This is a genomic window from Streptomyces halobius, assembly GCF_023277745.1.
GTDB lineage: Bacteria > Actinomycetota > Actinomycetes > Streptomycetales > Streptomycetaceae > Streptomyces > Streptomyces halobius.
The window spans coordinates 3,471,329-3,496,326 of the sequence record NZ_CP086322.1 but is presented as its reverse complement, the minus strand read 5'-3'; the positions used below and the strand labels follow the sequence as shown (position 1 = coordinate 3,496,326).

Below are 24,998 nucleotides of genomic sequence, written 5' to 3'. Positions count from 1 at the left end.
GTTTTGCTGGGCAGCAGCGTAAAGCCATGGTCGGACTGTCGGCTACGCGCCCTTGCGGGCGAGGTGGACGACGTCCGGGACGCCTCGGACAACGGGCATCTCTTCCGTCCGTACCCCGCTGAATCCGGCATTTCGCAGGGCCTGCTCGAAGTCCGGCGAGGGCTGCGCGGACCACACGGCGAGCACCCCGCCCGGCGTCAGCCGGTCCCGGCAGGCGGCGAGACCGGTGGGGGAGTAGAGGCTGTTGTTGTCCTCCGTGACGGTCCAGTCGGGGCCGTTGTCGATGTCCAAACACAAGGCGTCGAAGGTGTCTTGGCCCGCCCCGGCGCAGAGGTGGGCGACCAGTTCGGTGTGCAGGGTCTCGGTGCGCGGGTCGGCCAGCGCGTCCGCCGAGACGGCCGACAGCGGGCCCGCGCGGTGCCAGTCGATCACCGCCTGCTCGCGCTCGACGACGGCGATCCGGCCCCAGCGCGGTTCGCCCGCCGCCCGTGCCAGCGAGAAGCCGACGCCGAGGCCGCCGATCAGGACGGCGGGTGCCTCCCGGTCGGCCGGCAGCGCGGCGAGCGCGGCGTCGATCAGCAGCCGTTCGGAGCGGCCGTCGGAGGTGTCCATCAGGAAGCAGCCGTTGGCGATGATCTCGTAGACCGCGGGTGCCGCGGGGGTTCCCGAGCCTTCGGGGGTGCCGCCCCGTTGCCGCAACACCACTTCGCCGTAAGGGCCTTGGCGCCGGTCGAGGGTGCACGGGGCCTCCTGGGGACCGGCCGCCGGAGCTGAGGAGGGAACGGAAGCCATACGGTCATCCTGGCCAACGCCGGGCGCGGCGGTCCAACCGCTCGGGGGGCCGCGTCCGGCATTCGGAAGGCACCTGAGAGTCGTCCGGAAGGTGTCCGGAATCATCGCCCTCCGACCCCGGACGTGGCGAATGTCATAAAGGTTGCCTCGTGTGACGCATCTCACTCGCACAGCGGATCATGGGGTGAGCGGACAGGGTGGCTGCGAACGTTGTCCAGTACGGAGGAGCCACGTCGTCCGTCGTTCACCACAGCGGAACAACGTGGTTCACCACAGCGGAAACACGACAACAGCGGAAACACGGCCGAAGGGACACGGGCGTGGCTCACCGTGTGCGCCAGGACGGAAGGGGCTTCGGAACGTGAGCGGGCTTGGCACCGCCGATGGCACATCGGGCGGCACTCCGGCGGTGGGCGGACGAAGCGAGCGTCCCACCGACGGCACATGGGACGGGGGGCGGCCGCCGGAGGGCAGCCTGAGCGGGATTCCCCGGCAGCGCGGGGACGCGGGGGCCGGGGTGCGCGGTGCGGCCGCCCGGTGCCCGCGCACCGGACGACTGCCCTTCCGATGGCGGCCCTGGCGACTGCTGCCCACCCCCGTCGGCACCCCCTTCACCTTCTGGTACGCCGCCCTCCTCGTGGCGACCTCGCTCTTCGCCGACCACGCCGACCCCTCGCTCGTCTCCGAGCTGCTGCGCGGCTCCAGCACCGACGTCGTCCATCTCGCCCGCGCCCCGCTGCTGGTCCTCGTCGCCAGTGCCCTGTGGGTAGCCGGCGGCCTGACCTCCGCGTACGCCATCGGCTTCCTCTTCGTCCTGACGGCGCTGGAGCGGCGGATCGGCGGGCTGCGCACCGCCGCCGTCTTCTTCGGCGGACATGCGCTGGCCACCCTCGCGACCGAAGTGCCGGTGGGCCTGTCCGTCGCCGCCGGACAGCTGCCCGACAGCTCCCTGCACCGTCTCGACTACGGCATCAGCTTCGGCGTGATGACCTGCACCGGAGCGCTCGCGGGCGGGCTGCCCGGCTGGTGCCGCTGGCCACTGCTGGCCGGCGTCGGCTCGCTCGCCGTCACCGACCTGCTCGCCTACGCCGATCCCGTGAGCAACTGGGGCCATCTGCTCTCGCTCACCCTCGGCATCGCGAGCCGGCCCCTGCTCCGCCGCTGGCGCGCCCACCGCACCGGGGACCCGCCGCTCCTCGGTGACCTGGGGCATCCGGCGCTGCGTGGGGAACGGGTGCGCACCCGGCCCGGCCCGGACGGCGCGGCGGCGGGCACCGGCCATCCGCGGCGGCTACCGCGGCCTGGGAGAATGGGTCGTCCATAGTCCCCATCCCAGGAGTTCACGCACGGTGTCCCAGGACCGCCAACCCCCGCATCCCGGCAGCGCCGGCCTCGGCCTGCGGTCCGCCGATCTCGGCCTGCAGGCCGACTGCGGCAGCTGCTTCGGGCTGTGCTGCGTCGCATTGCCGTTCGCGGCCTCGGCGGACTTCGCGATCGACAAGGACGCCGGGCGGCCCTGTCCGAATCTGGACGCCGAGTTCCGCTGCGGCATCCACGCCGACCTCCGGCAGCGCGGCTTCTCCGGCTGCACCGTCTTCGACTGCTTCGGCGCCGGCCAGAAGGTCTCCCAGGTCACCTTCGGCGGACAGGACTGGCGGCAGGCCCCGAGTGCCGCCCGCCAGATGTTCGACGTGTTCCCCGTCATGCGGCAGCTCCACGAACTGCTCTGGTACCTGGCCGAAGCGCTGACCCTGCCGCCGGCCCGCCCCGTCCACGCCGAACTGCGCCGCGCGCTGGAGCAGACCGAACGCCTCACCTGCGGCACCGCCCAGGAACTGATGGAGCTGGACGTCCCGGCACACCGGGGCGAGGTCAACACCCTGCTGCTGCGCACCAGCGAACTCGTACGCGCCAAGGTCCCGGGCCGCAAGAAGGACCGCCGGGGCGCCGACCTGATCGGGGCCCGCCTCAAGGGCGCCGACCTCCAGGGCGCCAACCTCCGCGGGGCCTACCTCATCGCCGCCGACCTCAAGGGCGCCGACCTGCGCGCCGCCGATCTGATCGGTGCGGACCTGCGGGACGCCGACCTCAGCGGTGCCGACCTCACCGGCAGCATCTTCCTCACCCAGTCCCAGCTCAACGCGGCCAAGGGCGACACCGCCACCAAGCTGCCGCCGGCCCTCAACCGCCCCACCCACTGGTAGCGGCCCCACCCCCGCCGGCCTCTTCAAAGGCTCGCTCCGTCTCGCTCATGCCGAAGCCTCGCTGCGCTCGGCCTCGCATGCGCGAGACGCGCACCTTTCATGGCTCACTCGCTCCGCTCGCTCACAGCGAACGCGCTACGGGGAACATTTCCCCTCCCCGCCGCATTGAGTGAGTAAAGCTCAACTTGCCTGCCGAAGGGGAGATCATGGCTTCGACGTCCGCATCGCTCACCCTGCCCGTGCTGCCCCTCGATGACGAGGTCGTACTGCCCGGCATGGTGGTGCCCTTGGACCTGTCCGACACGGAGGTACGGGCGGCGGTGGAAGCCGCACAGGCCGCTGCGTCCTCGGGGTCCCCGGGCACCAAGCCGAAGGTGCTGCTCGTGCCCCGGATTGACGGGACGTACGCGGGCATCGGCACGCTCGGGCGGATCGAGCAGGTCGGACGGCTGTCCGACGGCGATCCCGGCGCGCTGATCCGGGGCCTGGGCCGGGTACGGATCGGTTCCGGCACGACCGGGCCCGGTGCCGCGCTCTGGGTGGAAGGCACGACCGTGGAGGAACGGGTTCCCGAGCCTCTCCCCGGGGCGGTCGCCGAACTCGTCACCGAGTACAAGGCGCTGGCCACCAGCTGGCTGCGGAAGCGCGGCGCCTGGCAGGTCGTGGACCGGGTGCAGCAGATCGACGATGTGCCGACGCTCGCCGACAACTCCGGCTACTCCCCGTTCCTGACCACGGAACAGAAGGTCCAGCTGCTGGAGACCACCGACCCGGTCGCCCGCCTGAAGTTCGCCGCCGAGGCGCTGCGTGAGCACCTCGCCGAACAGGACGTCGCCGAGTCCATCGCCAAGGACGTCCAGGAGGGCGTCGACAAGCAGCAGCGGGAATTCCTGCTGCGCCGCCAGATGGAGGCGGTCCGCAAGGAACTGGCCGAGCTCAACGGCGATCCCGAGGACGAGAGCGACGACTACCGCGTCCGGGTCGAGGCCGCCGAGCTGCCCGAGGACGTCCGCAAGGCCGCCCTCAAGGAGGTCGACAAGCTGGAGCGGGCCAGCGACCAGAGCCCCGAGGGGTCGTGGATCCGCACCTGGCTGGACACGGTGCTGGAACTCCCCTGGAACGAGCGGACCGAGGACGCGTACGACATCGCCGGCGCCAAGCGGGTGCTGGACGCGGACCACGCGGGCCTGGAGGACGTCAAGGAGCGGATCACCGAGTACCTGGCCGTCCGGAAGCGGCGGGCCGAACGCGGTCTGGGGCTCGTCGGCGGCCGCCGGGGAGGGGCCGTCCTCGCCCTCGTCGGGCCGCCCGGCGTCGGCAAGACCTCCCTGGGCGAGTCCGTGGCCCGCGCCATGGGACGCAGGTTCGTCCGGGTCGCGCTCGGCGGCGTCCGCGACGAGGCGGAGATCCGCGGCCACCGGCGTACGTACGTCGGCGCGCTGCCCGGCCGGATCGTCCGGGCCGTCAAGGAGGCCGGCTCCATGAACCCGGTCGTCCTCCTCGACGAGATCGACAAGGTGGGCTCCGACTTCCGGGGCGACCCGGCCGCGGCCCTCCTGGAGGTCCTGGACCCGGCGCAGAACCACACCTTCCGGGACCACTACCTGGAGGTCGAACTGGACCTCAGCGATGTGGTCTTCCTGGCCACCGCCAACGTCCTCGAAGCCATCCCCGAGCCGCTGCTGGACCGCATGGAACTGGTCCGCCTCGACGGCTACACCGAGGACGAGAAGGTCACCATCGCCCGCGACCACCTGCTGCCGCGCCAGCTGGAGCGGGCCGGTCTGGAGCCCGGCGAGGTGACCCTGGAGGACGCCGCGCTGCGCAGGCTGGCGGGCGAGTACACCCGCGAGGCGGGCGTACGGAATCTGGAGCGGACGGTCGCCAGGCTGCTGCGCAAGGTCGCCGCACAGCACGAACTCGGCGAGCGGGAGCTGCCGTTCACGGTCGGGAGCGAGCAGCTGCGCCCGCTGATCGGGCGGCCGCACCACACCCCCGAGTCGGCACAGGACCCGGCCGAGCGGCGGACCGCGGTCCCCGGTGTCGTCACCGGCCTCGCGGTCACCGGCGCCGGCGGCGATGTGCTGTACGTCGAGGCGTCGCTGGCCGATCCGGAGACCGGCGCGTCCGGGCTCCAGCTGACCGGTCAGCTCGGCGACGTCATGAAGGAGTCCGCGCACATCGCGCTCTCCTTCCTGCGCTCGCACGGCGCGGAACTGGAGCTTCCGGTCGCCGGCCTGAAGGAGCGGGGCGTGCATCTGCACGTACCGGCGGGCGCCGTCCCCAAGGACGGTCCGAGCGCGGGCGTCACGATGACGACCGCGCTGGCGTCCCTGCTCTCCGGCCGCCGGGTCCGTCCCGATGTGGCCATGACCGGCGAAGTCTCCCTGACCGGACGGGTCCTGCCCATCGGCGGCGTCAAGCAGAAGCTGCTGGCCGCACACCGTGCGGGGATCACCACCGTCGTGATCCCGAAGCGGAACGAGGCCGACCTGGACGACGTCCCGTCCGAGATCCTGGACAAGCTGGACGTCCACCCGGTCGCGGATGTCCGCCAGGTGCTGGCGCTGGCGCTGACACCGGCGTCGAACGGTCCGGCGCCGCAGGTACCTGTCGCGGCATGAGGAAGGGGTGGCCGGCCTGACGCCGTATCCCGTACGGGAGCCGGGCTGACCACCCCTACCGCAACCATCAATTGAGCAACCCTCGCGGGGCTAAGCCACCTCCGCGAGAGCGGCGCCGGTTCAGGCGCACAGGCAGCTCAGCCGTTGGCCAGCGCCTTCAGCCGGCTGTACGCCCCGTTGAAGCGGTTGTGGTCACCGACCGTCGGGCCGGACGAGGTGTACTGCCAGAAGGTGTGGAAGCTCCAGCCGGCGGGGAGTTCGCCGACCGAGGAGCCATAACGCGGGATCCACAGCGGGTTGATACGGCCGAACGCCGTGGAATTGCCGGTGCACTGCTTCCACCAGCGGGTGGAGGTGTAGAGGACGGCGTCCCGGCCGGTGCGCTTCTTGTAGGTGCGGAACCAGTCCTTCATCCAGTTGACCAGCCCGGCCTTGCTCAGCCCGTAACAGACCGAGCCATAGGGGTTGTACTCCATGTCGAGCGCGCCGGGCAGGGTCTTGCCGTCCTTGGACCAGCCGCCGCCGTGGTCGACGAAGTAATTCGCCTGGGCCGCGCCGCTGGAGGTGTTGGGGGTCGCGAAGTGGTACGCGCCCCGGATCATGCCGACCCTGTACGAGCCGTTGTACTGCTGGGTGAAGTAGGGGTTGGTGTAGCTCTTGGACTCGGTCGCCTTCACGTAGGCGAACCGGACGCCGCTCTTCCAGAGCGTCGACCAGGCGACGTTGCGGTTGTGGCTGCTGACGTCCACGCCGTGCACGGACGCCAGGAGCGAGGGAGCCCCGCCGCCGGGCGCGATGCCCTCGTGTTTGGCGATCTCCGAACCGGCCCAGTCCTGGCCGGGGTGGGTGGGTTCGGGAGCGTAGTCCGTGACCGCGGCGGCGGTGCCGGGCAGTCCGAGGAGAAGGGAGATGATCGCGAGAAGGATGCCGCCCACGGTCGCGAGAGATCGCGCCGGGGGACGGGGGGAGCCGGATCGGCGCACGGTCATACGTGCCTCCGTAGATCTCGTGGATCTCGGTGAGTGACCTGAGGGGGGATGAGAAAGGGGGTGAGGGGGGATGGCGCGCGGGCCGATTCCCGACGGGCCATGCTTGGTGTGACCATGCCAGGAATGCCAATACGCGCGTAGACCACCCTCCCAAAAGAGTGTTACCGGGCTGCTGTTGCTCTAACCCTGCGAAATACTGGCCGAGCTGCGGCTTCGGCCGCCGCTGAAGGAAATTCCAGGGCGGGGGAAAGAGGGAAAGGGCGCTGACGTGCACAACACCGGAGCCGACGGTACGACGGCGAACGGCGAGCCGAGTGGTGTGGACCACGTATTCCTGTCCCTGGAACGGGAGTTGGCGGTATTTCTCCGCCGCGCCCGCGCCTCGTCCGGCGAAATGGCCCGCGAGGTCCACCCCGACCTGGAGCCGGCCGCGTACGGACTGATGGTCCGGCTCGCCGACGCCGGCGCGCAGCGCGCGACCGACCTGGCGGCCTTCTTCGGCGTCGGCAAGGCCACGATGAGCCGTCAGCTGCACGCGCTGGAGCGCCTGGGGCTGGTCGCCCGCGAGCGGGACCCGGCCGACGGCCGGGCCGTCCTGGTACGCATCACCGACGAGGGCCTGGACCGCTTCACCCGGGTCCGTACCGCCCGCCGAGCCCAGTACGCCCGCCGCCTCGCCTCCTGGGACCGCACCGAGGTCGCCGAACTGGCCCGCCTGCTGCACCAGTTGAACGCGGGGCAGGAGGGGCAGGAGGGGGAGGAGGGGCAGTAGCCCCGGCGTCCCCAGTAGCTTCGGCGCGCCCAGCGGCCCCGAGCGGTCCCGGTGGCCAGTGGCTCGGCGATCCACACGAACCACTCAGTCGGCCGACGGGCGTCCGCCGTTTTGTCACGGCGCCACAAAAATCACCGCGGCGTCGTCCCGTGACTTGCCGCGTGGATGTGCCGTGCAGTCCGGGTCCGCGGCCTCCGCCGCCCGTACCTGGTCGATGAGTGCCTGGGGGCCCTGCTTGGTGATCAGTGCCGCGCAGTCCGCCCAGGAGCCCAGGCGGAAGACCTCTGCCCAGCGGCCCGCCCCGTCGGTCAGTGCGGTCAGTGAACGGATCCCGGCGCGCGGGGCGCTGCCGGTGACCGCGCGGGCGGCCACGCCCGGATCGGCGGCCGCGGTGAAGAAGCCTCCCTCGGCGTTGCGCAGGGCCTCGACCGCGCGGGCGTACTCCCGGCCCGCGGCGGCGCGTTCGGCGGAGCCGCGGGGCAGTGCCCGTACGGCGTCCCGCTGTGCGCGGACCGCGGGCGGCAGTTCGTCCAGCCGGGTGTCCAGCACCGGGTGCACCGAACCGTCCGTCCGCTCCAGGAGGAGGACGGAATCCGACAGCACCAGATACTCGACGGTGTGCTCGGACCACCGTGCGGCGACCACCGTCGCCTGCGGAGTGCGCATGTGAGAAAGGTCACAGCTGGATCGGTGGCTGTCGGCGGTGCGGGAGACGGCTGCCGCGAGTGACTCGGACAGCGTCATGTCGCGGTGTGAACCCGACAGTTCGAGCATTGCGCCCCCGAGACGCGCGGTGAACCACGGCACGGAATGGACGCAGCCGACATCGCCCTCCGGGGGCGTCACACCGTCCAGGAGGACCAGGACACCGCCCCGGCCGGAGGCCGGGAGGGCGACGGAAGCGTAGTCCTCGTTTGGGCGTTGGGGATCGCCGGGCTCGGTGGCGAGTTCGATGCGCATACGGGCAAGTCTGACGGAGGGGGCCGCTCCGGCCCGGTGACGGGGCCGTTCCGGTGGCTAGGGCGTACGGCCCGGCCGGCGGCGCGCGGGAAGGGCGGGCCGGAGGCCGCCCGCGGGCTGCGGGCGCGCATCTTTCCAGGGCCGGGGCGGTTCTCCAAACGCGTCCCGGGATTGCGCGGGGTTGCGGCCGTGGGCGGCCGTGCGGGGGAGTTGATGGTCAAACTCCGATTGATGTTCACTCGTTCGGGTGGCCGGCCATCTGTTGCCGAGCCACCGCGCGGCGCCGGTGGAATGGTCATTTTTCCCGGATCATTGGGGCGGGCCAGGACGTTCGTCGCGACGCGCAGAACCGGGCTGTTCCCTTCGCGGATGTACTGCGGGCGGTCGGCGCGTAGCGCCGTCTTCCGGGGTGGAGGTCGGGCGACGGGCGGGCCTGCGCGCAGGTCCGCTCCCGCGAGCGGAAGCGAGCCGGGTCCGCGACGCCACAGGGCGTGGGCAGGCGAGACAGGAATGCGAGCAGCGGTGCGGATGAAGCGGCTTCGGGGCGGCGCAGGGAAGCCGGGAACACCGGCCGGTTCGGTCTCGGGACCGGGCACGACGGACGGCGGCGACGACCGTACGGGACGGCGTCCCGCGCGGGTGCGCAACCGTCTGGTCGGCGCCGTGGCCGTCGTGGCCGTCGCCGTCCTGGGTGCCGGCGCCCCCGCCATCGCCACCGCGGCCGACAACGCGCACAACAGCCAGCAGCTGGTCGACCTGGCCGAATTGAACGCGCGCGCCATCGCGCTCGCACACTCCCTCGCCGATGAACGCGACGCCATGACCGCCTATGTCGCCGCCGGGCGCAGCGCGCGCGGCGGTGCCGACACCGCGCACTCCCAGCGCGCCCGCGTGGACCGGCAGATCACCGAACTGCGTGCCGAGGCCGGTGACTCCTCCGGGGAGAGCGCGGTCTACGCCGCTGCCGACAAGCTCCTCGCCGGGCTGCCGCAGAGCCGTCACCAGGCGCTGTCCGGGCCCGGCTCGGCCGAGGACACCTTCGACGCGTACACCCAGGTCGTCCAGGCGCTGGGCGCCATCAGCGACGACATCGCGCGCGGCCTGCCCGCCCGCGCGGACGCCGCCGACGCCGACACCCGCGCACTGCCCGCCCTCGGCCGCGTCTCCGACCAGGCGGCCGGCGCCCGGGGGCTGCTGCTGGCCGCACTGAACGCGGGCGGCCCGCAGCCCAAGCTGACCGGCGCCGCACAACTCGCGCACCTCCGCGAGCAGGGCGCACTGGCCGACTTCACCCAGTCGGCGAGCCAGAGCGCGCGGGACCGTTACGACCGCACGGTCAACGGCACGGACGTCACCACCGCCGAGCGCTATCTGACCCATCTCACCGACCAGCCCCGTCTGGACGCCGCCGACCGGAGACTCGACCGCCAGCGGGTGCAGGCCACGCTCACCGCCCGCATCGGCCTGATACGCGGCGTCGAGTCGGCCATGGCCACCGCCGACATCGAGCGGCTCGGCGCGCTGCGCGACGACGATGTGACGGAGCTGGAGATCCGCATCGGCCTGGAAGGGCTCTGCCTGCTGCTGGCCGTCGGCGCCGGCATCTGGGCCGCCCGCTCCATGACCCAGCCGCTGGCGGCGCTGCGGATCGGTGCCAAGCGGGTGGCCGAGGACCCCGCGCACGAGGAACCCCTCACCTACAAGGGCCGCAACGACGAGTTCGCCGCCGCCGTACGGTCCGTCAACGCGCTGCACGCCCAGGTCGGCGAGATGGCGCGGCGGACCGCGGAACTGGAGGGCGAGCGCAAGCGGCTGGTCGGCGGCCGGCAGCGGCTGGTCGCCGAGCGCGAGGTGCTCCAGGAGCAGGCCGAGGACCTCAAGGAGCAGATCGCGGACCTCACCGAGCGGCTGGCGGCGCTGCGCACCGGCGTACACGGACGGTTCGTCAATCTGTCGCTGCGCACGCTCGGCCTGGTGGAGCGCCAGCTCGGCGTCATCGAGTCGCTGGAGGAGCAGGAGCACGACCCGGAGCGGCTGGAAACCCTCTTCAAGCTCGACCACTTCGCCGCCCGGATGCGCCGCAACAGCGAGAACCTCCTCGTCCTGGCGGGCGCGGAACACGTCACCTCGCACATGGGCCCCGTACCGCTGCTGGATGTGCTGCGCGCATCGATCAGCGAGATAGAGCGCTACGAGCGGGTCCGCGTCCAGTCGCTGCCGCCGCACTCCCAGGTGGCCGGGTTCGCCGCGGACGACCTCAGCCATCTCGTCGCCGAACTCCTGGAGAACGCCACCGCGTTCTCCCCGCCGGACGCCCATGTCGAGGTCTCCGGCTGGCTGTTGGAGAGCGGCGAGGTCATGCTCTCGGTCCAGGACGAGGGCATCGGGATGACCCCGGAACGGCTGGCGGAGCTCAACGAGCGGCTGTCGGACGCGGCGGCCGCCGCGTCCTCGGAGACCGTTGACGAGGCGCTGGGCCTCGGCCTGTACGTCGTGGTGCGGCTGGCCGCCCGGCACGGCATCCGGGTCCAGCTGCGGGACCAGAAGCAGGGCGGCGTCAGCGCCGTCGTGGTGCTGCCGCGCTCCATACTGCCCACCCGTCCGGCACCGGCCGCCCACCCGGCGGCGTCCCCCGCGGACCTGGTCCCCGGCCGGACCCTGCCCGGGTCGGTCGCCGAGGCGAACTCCAACGCCCTGCCGACGCGGCGGCCTTGGACCGACCGGGCGGCGGCGGCCGGAGTGGCGGGCGGCAGTCGTCCGGTGGGGGACGGCGGGGCCGGGAGTGGTTCGGCGGCTGATGTGGCTGAAGCAGCTGATGTGGCTGAAGCGGTTGATGTGGTTGATGCGGCCGACGACACGGCCCTTGCCGGTGAGGCGCCGCTTACCGATGAGGGGCCGGGTGTTGCGGATGCGCCGCCCGCCGATGAGGTGTCGGGCCCTGCCGATGAGCTGCGTGCCGATGCCCCGCCGTCCGTCGGTGACGCGGCGATCGCCCACGACGCCCCGGCCGTCGACGAGATCCCCGGGCCCGCCCCGCTCGATGACGCCGCGGCCACGTCCGCCGCCGAGGCTGCCGTCACCCCGGATCCCCTGGATGCCCCGGCCACCCCTCCCACCGACCCGTTCGTCGCCGCCGCGGAGCGCGCCGTCGACGCGGCGGGGCTCGGCTCCGCGCCCGGCCGGAGCCCGTACGGCCCGGAGGCACCCGGCCCGTACGCCATCGGCAGCGGCGAGCACGCCCGCCCCGAGGACGACGCGCCGATCGCCCGCGACGTCTTTGCCGCGGACGCCCCGGCCGGCCCGAGCACCGGCGACCGGAGCACCAGCGGGCCGGCCGCCGGCGACCCGTACGCCATCGGCCCGGACCAGCACACCCGCCCGGAACCCGGCACCGCGACGGACGACCCGCAGGACACGGAGCCGCAGAGCACCGAACTGCAGGGAACCGCCCAGCAGAGCACCGCCCCGCAAACAGCCGACTCGCAGGCCGCCGACGCCCCGGCCGCAGATCCGCAGGGTGCCGGTCCGCAGGGTGCCGGTCCGCGAGGCGCCGACGCCCCGCCCGCCGGGGAGCGGCGGAGGACCGGCACCGGCCTGCCCAAGCGCACGCCCAGGATCGTGGCGCAGCAGGCGCCCGCCCCGCGCACCGGCGGCGCGGTCAACGCCGAAGCGCTGCGCCGTCGGCTCGGCGGATTCCAGCAGGGCGCGCGGGACGGCCGGCGCGAGGTCGCGGCCGAGATCGCGGAACGTACCGCTGAGCAGCACATCCCACAGACCGACACCGACGGAGCGGGGGCCCCGGGAGATCGCCACGTTGTCGAGGAGGCACGCGATTGAAGGCGCAAGCGCCGACTGCTCACGGACGCGGACTGAGCAGTCAGGCACGGAATCTGCACTGGTTGCTGACCAATCTGGTCGACGAGGTGCCCGGCATCCGCTCCGTCGCGGTGGTCTCCTCCGACGGTCTGCTGCTGCTCTCCTCCGACCCCGCCCTGGCGGAGGAGACGGCCGGACCCGGCGAAAGTGACGGGCCCAGAGGGTCCAGCGCCGACCTCGCCACCGTCGTCTCCGGGCTCGGCAGCCTCACCCACGGCGCCGCGAAGCTGATGGAGGGCGGGGCCGTCAAACAGACGATGGTCGCGATGGAGGAGGGCAGCGTGTTCGTCATGTCGATCAGCGACGGTTTGCTGCTCGGTGTGCATGCCGCCCCGGACTGCGATATGAGCGTCGTCGCCTACCACATGGCGCTGTTCGTCGGCCGGGCCGGACATGTCCTGACCCCCGAACTGCGCACGGAACTCCGTAAGTCGATGGAGAACGTTCAGTGAGTGAACGCAGTGAGCGAGCCCATGAGAGGTGCGAGCCTCGTGAATGCGGGGCCGAGCGGAGCGAGGTTTCGGCGTGAGCACCCCAAGGCTCCCCAAACGCGGCGGCGGTGAGTGGGCCGCGAAAACCCGGGGTGCGGCCTCGGGCGCGTCGGCGAGGAAGCCGGCGCGCGTCCGGCCGTACTCGCTCACCGGTGGCCGCACACGGTTCGGTCATGTGCTGCTCGTCGAGTCGTTCGTGGCCGCGCTGGACGGCCCTGAGGAGCGGCGTGAGCCGGCCTCGACGGAAGGCCGCTGGGTCGACCGGGTGATGCCGGAGATGCGCGCGATCGTCGAGCTGTGCCGCCGGATGCGCTCGGTCGCGGAGATCTCCGCACTGCTCAAAATGCCGCTGGGTGTGGTCCGGGTCCTGCTCAGCGACCTCGCCGACCAGGGAAGGATTCGTGTGTACGGCACCGGGCACGGCATCGGTCGGCCCGACCGCGCACTGCTGGAAAGGGTGCTGAGTGGACTTCACAGGCTCTGACACGACAGCGGCCGGGCCGATGATGACCGCCGACTCCGTGGGACGGGCCGACGCGCCGGCACCGGACGCCGAAGCGGGCCTGCAGAGCTGGCAGATGGACCGTACGCGGGCACCCATCGCCACCAAGATCGTGGTGGCGGGCGGCTTCGGCGTCGGCAAGACCACCTTCGTCGGGGCGGTCTCGGAGATCACCCCGCTGCAGACCGAGGCGGTGATGACGCAGGCCAGCGAGGACACCGACGATCTGTCCGCCACCCCGGAGAAGACCACGACCACCGTCGCGCTGGACTTCGGGCGGATCACCCTCGACCAGGACCTGGTGCTCTATCTGTTCGGCACGCCCGGCCAGCAACGCTTCTGGTTCATGTGGGACGACCTGGTGCGCGGCGCGATCGGCGCGATCGTGATGGCCGACACCCGGCGGCTGGAGGACTGCTTCCCGGCGCTGGACTACTTCGAGAGCTGCGGACTCCCGTACGTCGTCGCCGTCAACCACTTCGAGGGGACCGAGTCCTACGCCGTGGAGGACGTCCGTGACGCGCTGACCGTGCCGCCGCAGGTGCCCGTAGTGATCATGGACGCGCGCAAGCGGATCACGGTGACCGAATCGCTGCTGGCGCTGGTCGCGCACGCCCTGCAAGCGGCGCCCGAGTAGCGCGCCCGCCGCACCACAGCCCCACCCCCCGAACAACGGCAGTAACGCAGAGAAGAGCGCCGCCATGCGGAAGATACTCATCGTCGGAGCCGGCCAGTCCGGACTTCAGCTCGCCCTCGGTCTCCAGTCCCAGGGGTACGAGGTCACCCTCATGTCCAACCGCACCGCCGACGAGATCCGCTCCGGCCGGGTCATGTCGACACAGTGCATGTTCGACACCGCCCTCCAGCACGAACGCGACCTCCAGATCAACTTCTGGGAGAGCCAGGCCCCGCGTATCGAGGGCCTGGGCGTCTCGGTCGCCGCGCCCGGCAGTCACGCCGAGCCCGGGGGGACGGCGCGCGCCATCGACTGGGTCGGCAGGCTGGACGGCTACGCACAGTCCGTCGACCAGCGGGTGAAGATGGCGGGCTGGATGGAGACCTTCGCACAGCGCGGCGGCCAGCTCGTCATCCACGGCGCCGCCGTCTCCGACCTGGACTTCTTCGCCGGTCGCTACGACCTGACGCTGGTCGCGGCGGGCAAGGGCGAGCTGGTGTCCATGTTCGGCCGGGACGCCGCGCGTTCCCCGTACGACGCACCGCAGCGCTCGCTCGCCGTCGCCTATGTCCACGGTCTGGGCCCGCGCCCCGAGCATCCCGACTTCGACGCGGTGCGCTGCAACCTCGTCCCCGGTATCGGCGAGCTGTTCGTCATGCCGGCCCTCACCACCTCCGGCCGCGCCGACATCCTCTTCTGGGAAGGTGTGCCCGGCGGACCGCTGGACGCCTTCCAGGACATCAGGGACCCCAACGAGCACCTGGCCACCACGCTGGAGCTGATGGAGACGTTCCTGCCCTGGGAGTACGCCCGCGCCACGAAGGTCGAGCTGACCGACGCCCATGGCACGCTGGCCGGCCGTTACGCCCCGACCGTGCGCAAGCCCGTCGGCCGACTGCCCTCCGGCGGCCTGGTCCTCGGTGTCGCGGACGTCGTGGTCGCCAATGACCCGATCACCGGCCAGGGCTCCAACTCCGCGTCCAAGTGCGCCGCCGCCTACCTCGCGTCCATCGTCGAGCACGGCGACCGGCCCTTCGACGGGGACTGGATGCAGGCCACCTTCGACCGCTACTGGACCACCGCCCAGCACGTCACCAAGTGGACCAACGCGATGCTGGCACCGCCGCCCGAGCACGTCCTGAACATCATCGGCGCGGGCGGCCAGGTCCAGAGCATCGCCGACCGCTTCGCCAACGCCTTCGACGACCCGTCCGACTTCGAGAACTTCTTCTACGACCCGGACAAGGCGAACGCCTACCTCGCCTCGGTCACCGGCTGAGGCCACCTTCGCTCCCGGCCCCGGCGGTCGTGCCGCCGCGCACACGTCCGGGCCGGGGGCGTCCCTCGCCGTCACAGCTTCACAGATTCACGGCTTCACAGCTTCACGCCACCACGGCTTCACGACAATCAGGGCTTCACGCATCAGGGCTTCCACGCTCGGCAATTCCGGCTCCCGACCCGGATCCTGATACCACTCGGGCTCCAGTTCCTGGGGCGACTCGGGTTCCTGGACCGGCTCGGGTTCCTGGGCCGGCTCGGGCTCTTGGGCCGGCTCGGGCTCTGGGGCCGGCTTGGGCTTTTGGGTCGGCTTGGGCTCCGGGCCCGGCTGCGGCTCCGGTACGCCAGGATCCGGGCGTACGGCGCCCAGCAGCGGATTCGCCGCGACCGGTGAGATCTCCACGCGCTTGCCCGGCCGGGGCGCATGGACGACCTTGCCGCCCCCGATGTACATCGCCACATGCGTCGCGCCCGGGTAGTAGATCACCAGATCGCTGGGGCGCAGCTCGTCCAGCGGCACATGCGGCAGCTTCTTCCACTGCTGCTGGCTGGTGCGCGGGATCGGCCGCCCCGCGTGCGCCCAGGCCGATGAGGTCAGCCCCGAGCAGTCGAAGGAATCCGGGCCCGACGCGCCCCAGGCGTACGGCTTGCCGATCTGTTTGAGGACGTAGGCGAGCGCCCGTTCGCCGACAGAGGACGGCGCGCTTTCCTCCCCCGCCTTGTGCTTCCCGCCGACCTTGCCGCTCGACAGTGCGGCGCGCTGCGCGCGCTCGACGCCCTGTGCCTCCAACTCGCTCAGCTTCGTGAGCTGTTCCTCGGTGAGGGAGACGAGCAGCTTCTCGACGTCCTTGAGCTTTGCCTGCACCGTGTCCCGCTGCTGCTTGCGCCGCTCGGTCAGCCGGCGCTGTTCGTCGAGCGCGGCGCGGGCCTGCCTGGCGAGCGTGGCGGCCCGCTTCTCGGCGGCGGTGAGCCGGGCGACGGTGGCCGCCTGCTCGGTGGCGGCCTCCTGGAGGAAGTGGCCCTGATCCATGGCCTGTTGGGGATCCTTCGCCATCAGCACGCGCAGGTACGCCGAGAGCCCGGCGGAGAGCTTGCCCTGGTACTGGTGCCGGGCCAGCCGCCCCGCGTCGGCCCGTGCTTCGGCGAGCTGCTTGCGGGCGGTCACCAACTGGCTGTTGAGGGCCGTCGACTTCTGCTGCGCCTTCTTGAGGTCCTCCTGGGTCGCGTTGTACGCCTCCGTCGACTCCTCGGTCTGGCGGTAGAGGGCCTGCAGTTGTCTGAGGAGGGCGCTCGGGGTGCGCTCCGAGGGGGCGAGAGGGGCGGGAGGGCTGGTGTCCGTGGGTGCGCCGGTGCGCGGTCCGCCGTCGATGCCCTCGGTGACGTGCGACGGCCCGCCCTCACCCGTGTCGGAGGAACCCGGCTCCGGCGTCCCGGCCTCCCCTGTCGTCCCGTCAACCTGGCCGCCGGTGCTGCCCGAGGTCCCGCCGTACGGCGACGACCCCGTAGGCGGCGGTTTCGGCCCGTCCTTGGCCAGGACCGATGACGCGGGGAGCGTCGTGGTGACCGCGCCCACGAGCGTCAGCGCGCAGACCGACCTCAGCAATCGTCCGGACACGAACCCACCTCCGACTCCCATGACACCGACCACACGTTTCGGATGGTGCCACGGCAGTCGTACATTTCCGGCTAATGGGTGTGTTTTACGATATTCGGATCACTCGATCGGTCGCCGAAGCGGCCACGGGCCACCGGCAAGCCCGCCGACGGTATGTCCGTCATCGCGGTTTGACATCCCCCCTCTTGCCAGAGGGGGATTCCAACCCGAGTGGGTTGAGGTTCACGGGCGCTCGAACGGTGGCCGTTGTCACCCCTCCGGCACCGGCTGTTCGCCGGGGGCGGAGACGCCCTCGACCCGGCCGGGGGCCTTGTGTTCGGTCCGCTGGCGTAGCTGGCCCCGGCCCTGGGCGAGGATGCCCCGGTTGAAGGTGATGCGGAACGTCTTCGAGCTGGGCAGCCCGGAGCGGGTGAGACGTAGGCGAACCCACCCGCGGCCGGGGACCTTGGCCTGTGCCCACCGCCGGTTGAGCTTGTGTACCACGACCGACCGGCCCATGACCTGCTTGCCGGTCTTCGGGTTCAGTTTCGGCGAACCGTCCGGCTCGTACTCGGGTACGCGGTCGGTGCCGATAACGCGGAAGCCCTCATGCCGGTACTTCTTGCGCCAGGTCGGCTCACCGAACCCGGAGGCAAAGCGGGCGTTCTTGGCCTTGGCGAAGTCCTTCAGTGCCTGCTGTTGCACGTGGCGTTCCCGGCGGCGAGCCATGCGTTATCGCGCTGGGCTTCGGTGAGCCGGCGGCACTGCTCCGCGAACCCGGGTGCGGACTTCCCGGCCGGGTTTCCAGTGCGAGTGCTGCTCGACGGCCAGGTTCCAGACGTACCGGGCGTGCGCACAGGGCAGGAGCATCTGCTCTGCCTGCGCAGGCGTCGGGTACATCCGCAAGCGTGACAACGCGTCACGGAGTCGCCACCACGGGTGACGGCGGGCGCGGGTCGAGGGGGGAGAGGGAACCGCCCTTGCGGAGTGGGATCTGCCAGGGAGGCGCGAGGGCGGTTCCCCCGGCCAGGCAGCCAACAGGGCTGGACCACTACTGTCAATGGTCCGGACCAAACTGTACGCCTGTGGGCAGGCCGGTGCGCCCCGCGCTCAAGTGGTCTTCCTCCAGGGCCACTTGGGGCCGGACCGGGCTTTCCCCTCCGGGACGTACTCGTACTTCCAGCCGCTCGGCAGCCCCAGACGTCCCACCCGCGCCGGGACCCGCCGGTAGACATGCAGTGTCGGCGGCCGCCCGTCGTCGTTCGGCACCGGGATCTCGTACGTCTTCGGCGGCTGGCCGGTCGCGCCGACCAGTACGGGCAGCACCCGGCCGTCCAGGGGCCCGCCGACGAAGAGGGCGTTCTCGCTTCTCACTCCCCAAGTGTCACACCGGACGGCGTCCGGCGGGGCGGTGGGCCGTCGCCCGGTGATATCCCGTGCGTGGCGTGGAGCCGCAGGTCACAGCAGGTGAGCGGCGTCCTTCACGACGGGCAGCACCCGGCGTGCCAGATCGCCTACGGGGCCGTCGGCGGGCTCCATGCCCAGCGCGGCACGGGTCACCCGCGCGGTCTGCGGGTCCCGGGCCGCGGTGGCGGTCAGCAGCGCGACGAAATGATCCACCAGCCAGTCGCGCAGCTCGTCCAGGGCGGGCTGCTTGTCCTCGTCGAGCCAGATCAGCGAGGCGCCCTCGACCGCGGTGATCCACATGCGGACCGCCATCCGCAGCCGTACGCCCGGCTCCGGCACCCCCAGGTGCCGCAGGATCTGGTCCGCGGCGGCGCGCCGCACCTCGTCCACGATCGCGGACGTACGGGAGGTCTCGACGACGCTGCCGCCCTGGAGCAGCGCGCTGAACCCCGCGTCATGCTCGTCGACGAACGCCAGATAGCGGTCCAGGGCGTGGGACAGCCGCTGGGTGAGCGGGCCGGTCTCGGGCTCCGCGAAGCAGCCTTCGAGACGGTCGGCGGCGCTGCGCAGCGCGGCCTCGTACAACTGCTGCTTGCCGCCCGGGAAGTAGCGGTAGACGAGCGGTCGCGACACCTCGGCCGCGGTCGCGACGTCGTCCAGCGAGACGTCCTCGGGCGCGCGCTGTGCGAACAGGTCCAGGGCGGCGGCGAGCAGTTGGGTGCGGCGCTGCTCGACGCCCATCCTGCGATAGGCGGGACGGGGTACTGCTGGGGCGGTGCCGCTGCCGTTCATGAACAGCAGCGTAACTGTCCCGGTTTCCGAGTCGTACATGTGCTCGTACGGCCTGGCGGGTGCCTGCCGGTTCGCGGCCGGGTCCACGGTCGGGTCGGCCCGTTCAGGCCAGCAGGCCGGAGCTCCGCCACAACCTGCGGCCCACACCGCGCAGTACGCCGATCTCGTCGAGGAAGTCGGTCAGCCGGCGGGCGCCGTTCTGCATCACCTCACGGCGGTGACCGCTGGCCCGCACCTGGGCGACGGCCTCCCGCTTGTCCAGGCCGACGTTGCTGTAGACCTCCGGGTTGACGAAGGCGAGGGAGAAGACCCGGGCCGCCTCGCCCGAGCTGATACGGGTCAACTCCCGCTCCCAGCGCGGTGCGGTGAGCATCTGGCGGCGCAGCTCCTCGCGCGCGTACCGGACATGCCGTGCCTCCTCGACGACGTGGATACGGGTCACCCCACGCACCAGGGGCTGCACCCGCTCGTCCGGGAAGGTCAGCCGCTGCATCCAGTCCAGGATCTCCTCGCCGAGCAGGGTGCAGGCGAACGAACCCGGGGTGGTCGAGACCGTCTTGAGGATCCGGGCGAGGTTGTGATTGAGGCGGGAGACCGGGTACGCCGGTGAGCCGGCCTTGTGGATCATGCGCGCGAACATCTTGGAGTGCCGGCACTCGTCGGCTATCTCGGTGAGTGCGTAACGGACATGTGCGCTGGTCACCGGCTTGTCGTAGATATGGCGCACCAGGAGCTGCATCAGGATGATCTCGAACCAGATGCCCAGGGAGGCGAGGGAGGCGGCCTCGTGGCGGGAGAGGTCCCGCTGCTGCTCCGGGGACATCCGGTGCCACAGGGGCGTGTCGTAGAGCGAGACCAGCTCCGGTGGCCAGAACCACTTGCCCTCTTCGAGGGGCGCGTCCCAGTCGAGTTCGGTGTCGGGGTCGAAGGAGTGCTTGGCGGAGGAGTCGAGCAGTCGCTCGGCGACCTGTTCCCGGTCCTTGAGCAGCCCGAGGGCGTCCCGCAGGACTTTGGTATCCGTCACGGTCATTGCGGTGGGCGCGCTCGTCATGGCTGTGGCTACCTCGCTCGTGGGTTACCGGCGGTCACACCTTATGAGACTCCTTGTCAGCAAGGACGTCAATCCCCTGTGCGCGACTTATTGACCCGCGGGTAAGGAGCGTGTGAGCCTGCCAACGAACCTCCCCGACAAGACGTTTGTGATCCAAGGAGGCGTCCGTGTCGAGCCGAGATCTCTACGTGCAGGACCCGGGCGACCCGCTGTGGAAGGTGCCCGCCTCCGGTGCGGCCCGCTTCAGCTGGGAATACGACGACGGACGGGACCGGCTGCTCGCGCTCTACCAGAAGGGCAAGGATAAGCAGTGGGACGCCGAACTGCGCATCGACTGGGATCTGGAGGTCGACCCGAAGGACCCGCTCGGCACCCCGGATGAGTCGATGTCCCTGTATGGCACCAAATACTGGGACAAAATGACGCAAAAGGACCGCGGTGATCTGCGCCAGCACTACACCGCCTGGCAGTTCAGCCAGTTCCTGCACGGGGAGCAGGGGGCGATGGTGTGCGCCGCGCGGATCGTGGAGTCCGTGCCGGATCTCGACGCGAAGTTCTACTCCGCGACCCAGACCATGGACGAGGCCCGGCACGCCGAGATCTACAGCCGCTTCCTCAAGGACAAGATCGGGATGCTCTACCCGGTCAACGACCATCTGCAGACGCTGCTCGGCGACACCCTCAAGGACTCCCGCTGGGACATGCCGTACCTGGGCATGCAGGTGCTGATCGAGGGCCTGGCGCTGGCCGGGTTCGGCATGATCCGCGACACCACCACCAAGCCGCTCCCGAAGCAGATCCTCGCCTACGTCATGCAGGACGAGGCCCGCCATGTCGCCTTCGGGCGGATGGCGCTGCGCGACTACTACAAGCAGCTCACCGACGCCGAACTGCGTGAGCGCGAGGACTTCGTCATCGAGGGCTGCTACTTGATGCGCGACCGGCTGCGCGGCCTGGAGGTCCTGGAGAACTTCGGCATACCGAAGGCGGAGGCCGCCGAATTCACCGAGCAGTCCCCGTTCCTCCGCCTCTTCCGCAAATTGCTCTTCAGCCGGATTGTGCCCTGCGTGAAGGACATCGGCCTGTGGGGCGAGCGGCTGCAGCGCGCGTACGTCGACATGGGCGTCTTCGAGATGGGCGACGCCAACCTGGACCTGCTGATGAGCCAGGACGAGGAACTGGCCGAGAAGCTGGATGAGGAACGCTTCGCGGGGGAGGAAGCGGCGCGGACGGCGGAAGTGGCGGATGCCGTCGCGCGGGGTTCCCGGCTTGGCTGACCGCCGTTTTCGGCCATCCGCTGTGCTGTGCCTGAGCCCCACGTTGTCGGCTGTCCCGCCGCAGGCGACCCCCTCACGGCGGGACAGCCGACAGCGTGGGGCGCGGGCCCGCCGCAGGCGAGCAATCATGTCGGCTAGGTCGAGCGCAGCAGGCCCCGCACCCGTGCGTACTTCGCCGTCAGGCGCTCCCGTGTCGCCGCGTCCAGGACGGCCAGCCTGGCCGGATCGGCGTTGTGCGCGAGATCGGACTCCTTGACGAGCAGCGCGCCGGGGGTGGCCAGAATGCGCGCTGCGTACTCCTCGACCGGTTCGCCCGCGCGCTTGGTGACGGCCAGGATCATGTCCTTGGTCGCGTCGGTGAGCGCCGCACCGTCCAGCCAGGCGCGGCTGAGCGCGCCGTCCTCCACGGCGTCGTGCAGCCAGGCCGCGGCGATCTGCTCGTCGCTGCCGCCGCGTGCGCGTACGCCTGCCGCGACCGCGGCCAGATGCTCGGTGTACGGGCGGCCCGCCTTGTCGGTCTGCCCCGAGTGCGCGCGCCGGGCCAGCGCCTCCACTTCGGCCAGGGACAGCGGCGGGGACGGGGAGGAGGTCCGGGACGGGTTTGCGTCGGTCATACGGACAATTGTGCGCGGGTTGCCAGGGACTGTCCGCTGGATCACTGCCGTGGTCGCCAGGGGCGGCCGGTGGACGGGGACCCCGTACGGCGCCCGCAAGGCGCCGTACGGCCCCGTCAGCGCAGCCCCGCCCGCATGACCGCTCGTGCGATCGGTGCCGCGCTGCCGCCGCCGCTGATGTCCGCGCGATCGGCGGCGGCGTCCTCGACGACCACGGCCACCGCCACCGCCGGCTGGGCCCGGTTCTTGGCCCGGGCCCAGGAGATGAACCAGGCATACGGGGTGCCCTGGTTGTGCACCCCGTGCTGGGCGGTGCCGGTCTTCCCGCCGACGGTGACGCCCTTGATGGCGGCCTGCCGTCCGCTGCCGTGCTCCACCACGTCGACCATCATCTCCTGGAGCCGCCGGGCGGTGGCCGGGCCCATCGCCTGGCGCGCGCGGCGGTGCCGGACGGCGAAGAGGGGGTTTCCGTCCGCGTCGGTCACCCTGTCGACGAGCCGCGGCGGGGTCAGCGCACCGTTGTTGGCGACCGCCGCCGCGACCATCGCCATCTGGAGCGGGGTGGCGGTGGTGTTGTACTGCCCGATGGCGGACAGCGCGACCTGGGCCGGGGTCATCCGGGTGTCGAAGTTGCTGGGGGCGACGGCGGACGGGATGCGCAGTCGGCGGTCGTTGAAGCCGAACTTCTGCGCGGTGTCGACCATGCCGCGCAGCCCGACCGCGGTGCCCAGTCGCGCGAAGACGGTGTTGCAGGAGACACGGAAGGCGTCCTTGAGGGTGGCGTGCGCGCAGCCGGACGCCGTGTTGCGGAGCCGGATGCCGGTGCCGGGCAGGCGGTAGGGATCGGGGGCGTCCGTCGAGGCGTCGATATCGGTGACCGTTCCGTTGTCCAGTGCCGCCGCGGCGGTGACGACCTTGAAGGCGGAGCCGGGGGGATAGGTCTCCCGGAGGGCCCGGTTGAGCATCGGCCGGTCCGTGTCGTCGTTCAGCCGCCGCCAGGCCGCGCCGACCGAAGTGCCGTTGCCGGACAGCTCGTTGGGGTCGTACGAGGGGGTGCTGGCCAGCGCCAGGATCCGGCCGGTGCGGGGCTCGATGGCGACCACCGCGCCCTTCCTGCGCCCCAGACCGTGGAACGCGGCGCGCTGCATTTCGGGCCGGATGGTGGTGGCGACGCTGCCGCCCGCCCGGTGGGCGCGCGTCAGATCGTCCCACCAGGGAAATGCGGTCAGCCGCTCGTCGGTGCCGGAGAGGATGCCGTCCTCGGCGCGCTCGATCAGGGAGGTGCCGTAGACCTGTGAGGAGTAGCCGGTGACCGGTGCGTACAGCGGCCCGTCGGTGTAGGTCCGCTCGAAGCGCAGCCGGCCGCCGCTGTCCCGGGAGCCGGTGACGGGCCTGCCCGCGACGAGGACGGCGCCGCGGGGCTGCCCGTAGCGCTCCACGAAGGTACGGCGGTTGGCCGGATTCCCGGTGTATGTCTCCGCCTCGAAGAGCTGCACCCGCGCGGCGTTGACCAGCAGCGCGACCAGCAGCAGGAGGGTGAAGCCGGCGATGTGCCGGATACAGCGGATCACCGGCCGGCCTCCGGGGGGACGGATTCCGCCCGGACGGCGGGGACGGGCAGCTCGCTCACCTCCGGCCGTGGGGCGCGTGCCCGGTCGCTGAGGCGCAGCAGCAGCGCGATGATGATCCAGTTGGTGACGACGGACGATCCCCCCTGTGCGAGAAACGGCATCGCCATTCCCGTGAGCGGGATCAGCCCCATCACCCCGCCCGCGATGACGAAGACCTGGATGGCGGGCAGGGTGGCGAGGCCGAGGGCGAGCAGACTGCCGAAGGGGTCGTGCAGGCCGAGGGCGGCCCGGTAGCCGCGGGCCACCAGCAGCGCGTAGAGGAGGAAGAGGGCGGTCAGTCCGGCGAGCCCCAGTTCCTCACCGAAGGTCGCCAGGATGAAGTCGGACTTCATGGCGAACCCGATCAGATACGCGTGGCCCTGGCCGAGGCCGGTGCCGAACATCCCGCCGTTGGCGAAGGCGAACAGCGACTGGGCGAGCTGGCCCGGGCCTTCGCCCGCCGCGATACCGGCGAACGGGTGCAGCCAGTCCTCGACCCGGCTGTGCACATGCGGTTCCAGCGCGCCGACCGCGGCCGCTCCGCCGCCCGCCAGCAGCAGGCCGACCGCCACCCAGCCGGTCCGCCCGGTCGCCACGTACAGGAGGGCGACAAAGACCCCGAAGAACAGCAGCGAGGTGCCCAGATCCCGTTCCAGGACGAGGACGGCGACGCTGAGCAGCCAGATCGTGACGATCGGGCCGAGCAGCCGGCCGGTGGGCAGCCGCAGAAATCCCAAGGTGCGGCCGGTGTGGGCCAGCGCCCCCCGGTTGCCGGCGAGATAGGCCGCGAAGAAGACGGTGATCAGGACTTTGGCGAACTCGCCGGGCTGGATGGAGAACCCCGCGATCCGGATCCAGATCTTGGCGCCGTTGACGGCCGGGAAGAGAATCGGGGTGACCATCAACAGCAGCGCGAGGGCCGCACAGACATAGGCGTAGCGCTGGAGGACCCGGTGGTCGCGCAGCAGCAGTACCACCGCGGTGAAGAGCGCGACGCCGACCGTGGACCAGATCAGCTGGGTGGGCGCGGCCGCGTCGCCGGGGGTCTCCAGATCGAGCCGGAAGATCACCACCAGGCCGAGCCCGTTGAGCAGGACGGCGATCGGCAGCAGCAGTGGATCGGCGTACGGGGCGCGGAAGCGGATGGCGAGATGCGCCAGCAGCGCCAGGCCGCCGAGCCCGGCGCCGTAGGCGGCCGCGCCACTCGGCACGGCATGCGTCTTGGCCAGGCCGACGGCGAGATAGCCGCAGACGCTGATGAGGACGGCGGCTACGAGGAGGGCCAGTTCAATACCGCGTCGCTGGGTACATAACGGCAGCGGTGGGGGAGTGTCTGCCGGTCGCGCGGGGGTCGCCGTTGCCGTTGCCGTCATGCCTGGCAACGTAGCAAGCTGCAGGCCGTATTTCCGTTATGCCGGAAACGGCGTTCGGGGGGTGCCCGGGCCGAGCCGGGTCTCCGGGCGGCGTGCCCCGGGGGTGCTCCGAGGTA

22 protein-coding genes are annotated in these 24,998 nt (G+C 71.4%); 10 read left to right on the top strand and 12 right to left on the bottom strand.

Annotated features, from left to right (window positions below; all coding sequences use genetic code 11):
- Positions 1 to 42: 42 nt before the first annotated feature.
- A complete protein-coding gene (locus K9S39_RS15910) occupies positions 43 to 792 on the bottom strand; it encodes a spermidine synthase family protein (protein ID WP_248864007.1) in 750 nt (249 codons plus the stop codon).
- 361 nt (positions 793 to 1,153) lie between these two features.
- On the opposite strand from K9S39_RS15910, the gene K9S39_RS15905 reads away from it, so the two are divergent.
- The 3 genes from K9S39_RS15905 (at position 1,154) to lon (ending at position 5,620) form a co-directional block, all read left to right on the top strand.
- Positions 1,154 to 2,116: a rhomboid-like protein gene (locus K9S39_RS15905; RefSeq protein ID WP_406707948.1), complete on the top strand. Its 963-nt coding sequence runs from the start codon at positions 1,154 to 1,156 to the stop codon at positions 2,114 to 2,116.
- Between the two features lie 73 nt (positions 2,117 to 2,189).
- Positions 2,190 to 2,996, top strand: coding sequence for a pentapeptide repeat-containing protein (locus K9S39_RS15900; RefSeq protein ID WP_248868787.1), 807 nt, complete (start codon positions 2,190 to 2,192; stop codon positions 2,994 to 2,996).
- Between the two features lie 206 nt (positions 2,997 to 3,202).
- Positions 3,203 to 5,620, top strand: a complete 2,418-nt coding sequence (gene lon, locus K9S39_RS15895; RefSeq protein WP_248864006.1) for an endopeptidase La — start codon at positions 3,203 to 3,205, stop codon at positions 5,618 to 5,620.
- A gap of 137 nt (positions 5,621 to 5,757) precedes the next feature.
- Here the strand turns inward: lon and K9S39_RS15890 are convergent, their stop codons facing one another.
- Positions 5,758 to 6,609 (bottom strand): lysozyme, encoded by an 852-nt coding sequence (locus K9S39_RS15890; RefSeq protein ID WP_248864005.1) that lies wholly within the window; start codon positions 6,607 to 6,609, stop codon positions 5,758 to 5,760.
- Positions 6,610 to 6,877: 268 nt separating this feature from the next.
- Between K9S39_RS15890 and K9S39_RS15885 the strand changes: the two genes are divergently transcribed.
- The gene (locus K9S39_RS15885; RefSeq protein ID WP_248864004.1) at positions 6,878 to 7,381 is read left to right on the top strand and encodes a MarR family winged helix-turn-helix transcriptional regulator; all 504 of its coding nucleotides are present in this window, start codon (positions 6,878 to 6,880) and stop codon (positions 7,379 to 7,381) included.
- Positions 7,382 to 7,495: 114 nt separating this feature from the next.
- Here K9S39_RS15885 and K9S39_RS15880 read toward each other — a convergent pair whose 3' ends face one another.
- The gene (locus tag K9S39_RS15880; protein WP_248864003.1) at positions 7,496 to 8,341 is read right to left on the bottom strand and encodes a hypothetical protein; all 846 of its coding nucleotides are present in this window, start codon (positions 8,339 to 8,341) and stop codon (positions 7,496 to 7,498) included.
- A 528-nt stretch (positions 8,342 to 8,869) separates the two neighbouring features.
- On the opposite strand from K9S39_RS15880, the gene K9S39_RS15875 reads away from it, so the two are divergent.
- From K9S39_RS15875 to K9S39_RS15855, 5 genes are all read left to right on the top strand, one after another.
- Positions 8,870 to 12,178: a nitrate- and nitrite sensing domain-containing protein gene (locus K9S39_RS15875; RefSeq protein ID WP_248864002.1), complete on the top strand. Its 3,309-nt coding sequence runs from the start codon at positions 8,870 to 8,872 to the stop codon at positions 12,176 to 12,178.
- Complete coding sequence (locus K9S39_RS15870) at positions 12,175 to 12,669, top strand: roadblock/LC7 domain-containing protein (protein ID WP_248864001.1); 495 nt, start codon at positions 12,175 to 12,177, stop codon at positions 12,667 to 12,669. Before K9S39_RS15875 ends, K9S39_RS15870 begins: the two co-directional genes overlap by 4 nt.
- 73 nt (positions 12,670 to 12,742) lie before the next feature.
- The gene (locus K9S39_RS15865) at positions 12,743 to 13,192 is read left to right on the top strand and encodes a DUF742 domain-containing protein (RefSeq protein ID WP_406707947.1); all 450 of its coding nucleotides are present in this window, start codon (positions 12,743 to 12,745) and stop codon (positions 13,190 to 13,192) included.
- Positions 13,193 to 13,214: 22 nt separating this feature from the next.
- Positions 13,215 to 13,847, top strand: coding sequence for a GTP-binding protein (locus tag K9S39_RS15860; RefSeq protein ID WP_406708136.1), 633 nt, complete (start codon positions 13,215 to 13,217; stop codon positions 13,845 to 13,847).
- A gap of 64 nt (positions 13,848 to 13,911) precedes the next feature.
- Positions 13,912 to 15,165, top strand: a complete 1,254-nt coding sequence (locus tag K9S39_RS15855) for a styrene monooxygenase/indole monooxygenase family protein (protein WP_248863997.1) — start codon at positions 13,912 to 13,914, stop codon at positions 15,163 to 15,165.
- Between the two features lie 87 nt (positions 15,166 to 15,252).
- Here the strand turns inward: K9S39_RS15855 and K9S39_RS15850 are convergent, their stop codons facing one another.
- The 6 genes from K9S39_RS15850 to K9S39_RS15825 form a co-directional block, all read right to left on the bottom strand.
- Positions 15,253 to 16,779: a C40 family peptidase gene (locus K9S39_RS15850; RefSeq protein WP_248863996.1), complete on the bottom strand. Its 1,527-nt coding sequence runs from the start codon at positions 16,777 to 16,779 to the stop codon at positions 15,253 to 15,255.
- Between the two features lie 249 nt (positions 16,780 to 17,028).
- Entirely contained in the window at positions 17,029 to 17,463 is a 435-nt protein-coding gene (locus K9S39_RS15845) for a hypothetical protein (RefSeq protein WP_248863995.1), read from the bottom strand.
- 27 nt (positions 17,464 to 17,490) lie between these two features.
- Positions 17,491 to 17,658, bottom strand: coding sequence for a helix-turn-helix domain-containing protein (locus K9S39_RS15840; protein ID WP_283112324.1), 168 nt, complete (start codon positions 17,656 to 17,658; stop codon positions 17,491 to 17,493).
- Between the two features lie 210 nt (positions 17,659 to 17,868).
- Positions 17,869 to 18,132 (bottom strand): hypothetical protein, encoded by a 264-nt coding sequence (locus K9S39_RS15835; protein WP_248863993.1) that lies wholly within the window; start codon positions 18,130 to 18,132, stop codon positions 17,869 to 17,871.
- A gap of 84 nt (positions 18,133 to 18,216) precedes the next feature.
- On the bottom strand, positions 18,217 to 18,957 hold the full coding sequence (locus K9S39_RS15830; RefSeq protein ID WP_248863992.1) for a TetR/AcrR family transcriptional regulator: 741 nt from the start codon (positions 18,955 to 18,957) through the stop codon (positions 18,217 to 18,219).
- Positions 18,958 to 19,060: 103 nt separating this feature from the next.
- A complete protein-coding gene (locus tag K9S39_RS15825) occupies positions 19,061 to 19,987 on the bottom strand; it encodes an AurF N-oxygenase family protein (protein ID WP_248868784.1) in 927 nt (308 codons plus the stop codon).
- A gap of 188 nt (positions 19,988 to 20,175) precedes the next feature.
- On the opposite strand from K9S39_RS15825, the gene K9S39_RS15820 reads away from it, so the two are divergent.
- Positions 20,176 to 21,285, top strand: a complete 1,110-nt coding sequence (locus K9S39_RS15820; protein ID WP_248863990.1) for a ferritin-like domain-containing protein — start codon at positions 20,176 to 20,178, stop codon at positions 21,283 to 21,285.
- A gap of 134 nt (positions 21,286 to 21,419) precedes the next feature.
- On the opposite strand, the gene K9S39_RS15815 is transcribed toward K9S39_RS15820, so the two are convergent.
- The 3 genes from K9S39_RS15815 to K9S39_RS15805 form a co-directional block, all read right to left on the bottom strand.
- The gene (locus K9S39_RS15815; RefSeq protein WP_248863989.1) at positions 21,420 to 21,899 is read right to left on the bottom strand and encodes an HD domain-containing protein; all 480 of its coding nucleotides are present in this window, start codon (positions 21,897 to 21,899) and stop codon (positions 21,420 to 21,422) included.
- A 116-nt stretch (positions 21,900 to 22,015) separates the two neighbouring features.
- Positions 22,016 to 23,470, bottom strand: a complete 1,455-nt coding sequence (locus K9S39_RS15810) for a penicillin-binding transpeptidase domain-containing protein (protein ID WP_248863988.1) — start codon at positions 23,468 to 23,470, stop codon at positions 22,016 to 22,018.
- Positions 23,467 to 24,882 carry an FtsW/RodA/SpoVE family cell cycle protein gene (locus tag K9S39_RS15805; RefSeq protein WP_248863987.1) on the bottom strand — a complete coding sequence of 472 codons (1,416 nt, stop codon included), beginning with the start codon at positions 24,880 to 24,882 and terminating at the stop codon, positions 23,467 to 23,469. The genes K9S39_RS15810 and K9S39_RS15805 overlap by 4 nt, the downstream gene beginning before the upstream one ends.
- Between the last annotated feature and the right edge of the window lie 116 nt (positions 24,883 to 24,998).

What these genes read in the sequence shown, in the direction of transcription:
- K9S39_RS15855 (WP_248863997.1), top strand. Translation starts at nt 13,912, where the DNA reads ATGCGGAAGATACTCATCGTCGGAGCCGGCCAGTCCGGACTTCAGCTC.
- lon (WP_248864006.1), top strand. Translation starts at nt 3,203, where the DNA reads ATGGCTTCGACGTCCGCATCGCTCACCCTGCCCGTGCTGCCCCTCGAT.
- K9S39_RS15825 (WP_248868784.1), bottom strand. Translation starts at nt 19,987, where the DNA reads ATGACCGTGACGGATACCAAAGTCCTGCGGGACGCCCTCGGGCTGCTC.
- K9S39_RS15815 (WP_248863989.1), bottom strand. Translation starts at nt 21,899, where the DNA reads ATGACCGACGCAAACCCGTCCCGGACCTCCTCCCCGTCCCCGCCGCTG.
- K9S39_RS15805 (WP_248863987.1), bottom strand. Translation starts at nt 24,882, where the DNA reads ATGACGGCAACGGCAACGGCGACCCCCGCGCGACCGGCAGACACTCCC.
- K9S39_RS15875 (WP_248864002.1), top strand. Translation starts at nt 8,870, where the DNA reads ATGAAGCGGCTTCGGGGCGGCGCAGGGAAGCCGGGAACACCGGCCGGT.
- K9S39_RS15880 (WP_248864003.1), bottom strand. Translation starts at nt 8,341, where the DNA reads ATGCGCATCGAACTCGCCACCGAGCCCGGCGATCCCCAACGCCCAAAC.
- K9S39_RS15840 (WP_283112324.1), bottom strand. Translation starts at nt 17,658, where the DNA reads ATGTACCCGACGCCTGCGCAGGCAGAGCAGATGCTCCTGCCCTGTGCG.
- K9S39_RS15860 (WP_406708136.1), top strand. Translation starts at nt 13,215, where the DNA reads ATGACCGCCGACTCCGTGGGACGGGCCGACGCGCCGGCACCGGACGCC.
- K9S39_RS15830 (WP_248863992.1), bottom strand. Translation starts at nt 18,957, where the DNA reads ATGAACGGCAGCGGCACCGCCCCAGCAGTACCCCGTCCCGCCTATCGC.
- K9S39_RS15910 (WP_248864007.1), bottom strand. Translation starts at nt 792, where the DNA reads ATGGCTTCCGTTCCCTCCTCAGCTCCGGCGGCCGGTCCCCAGGAGGCC.
- K9S39_RS15890 (WP_248864005.1), bottom strand. Translation starts at nt 6,609, where the DNA reads ATGACCGTGCGCCGATCCGGCTCCCCCCGTCCCCCGGCGCGATCTCTC.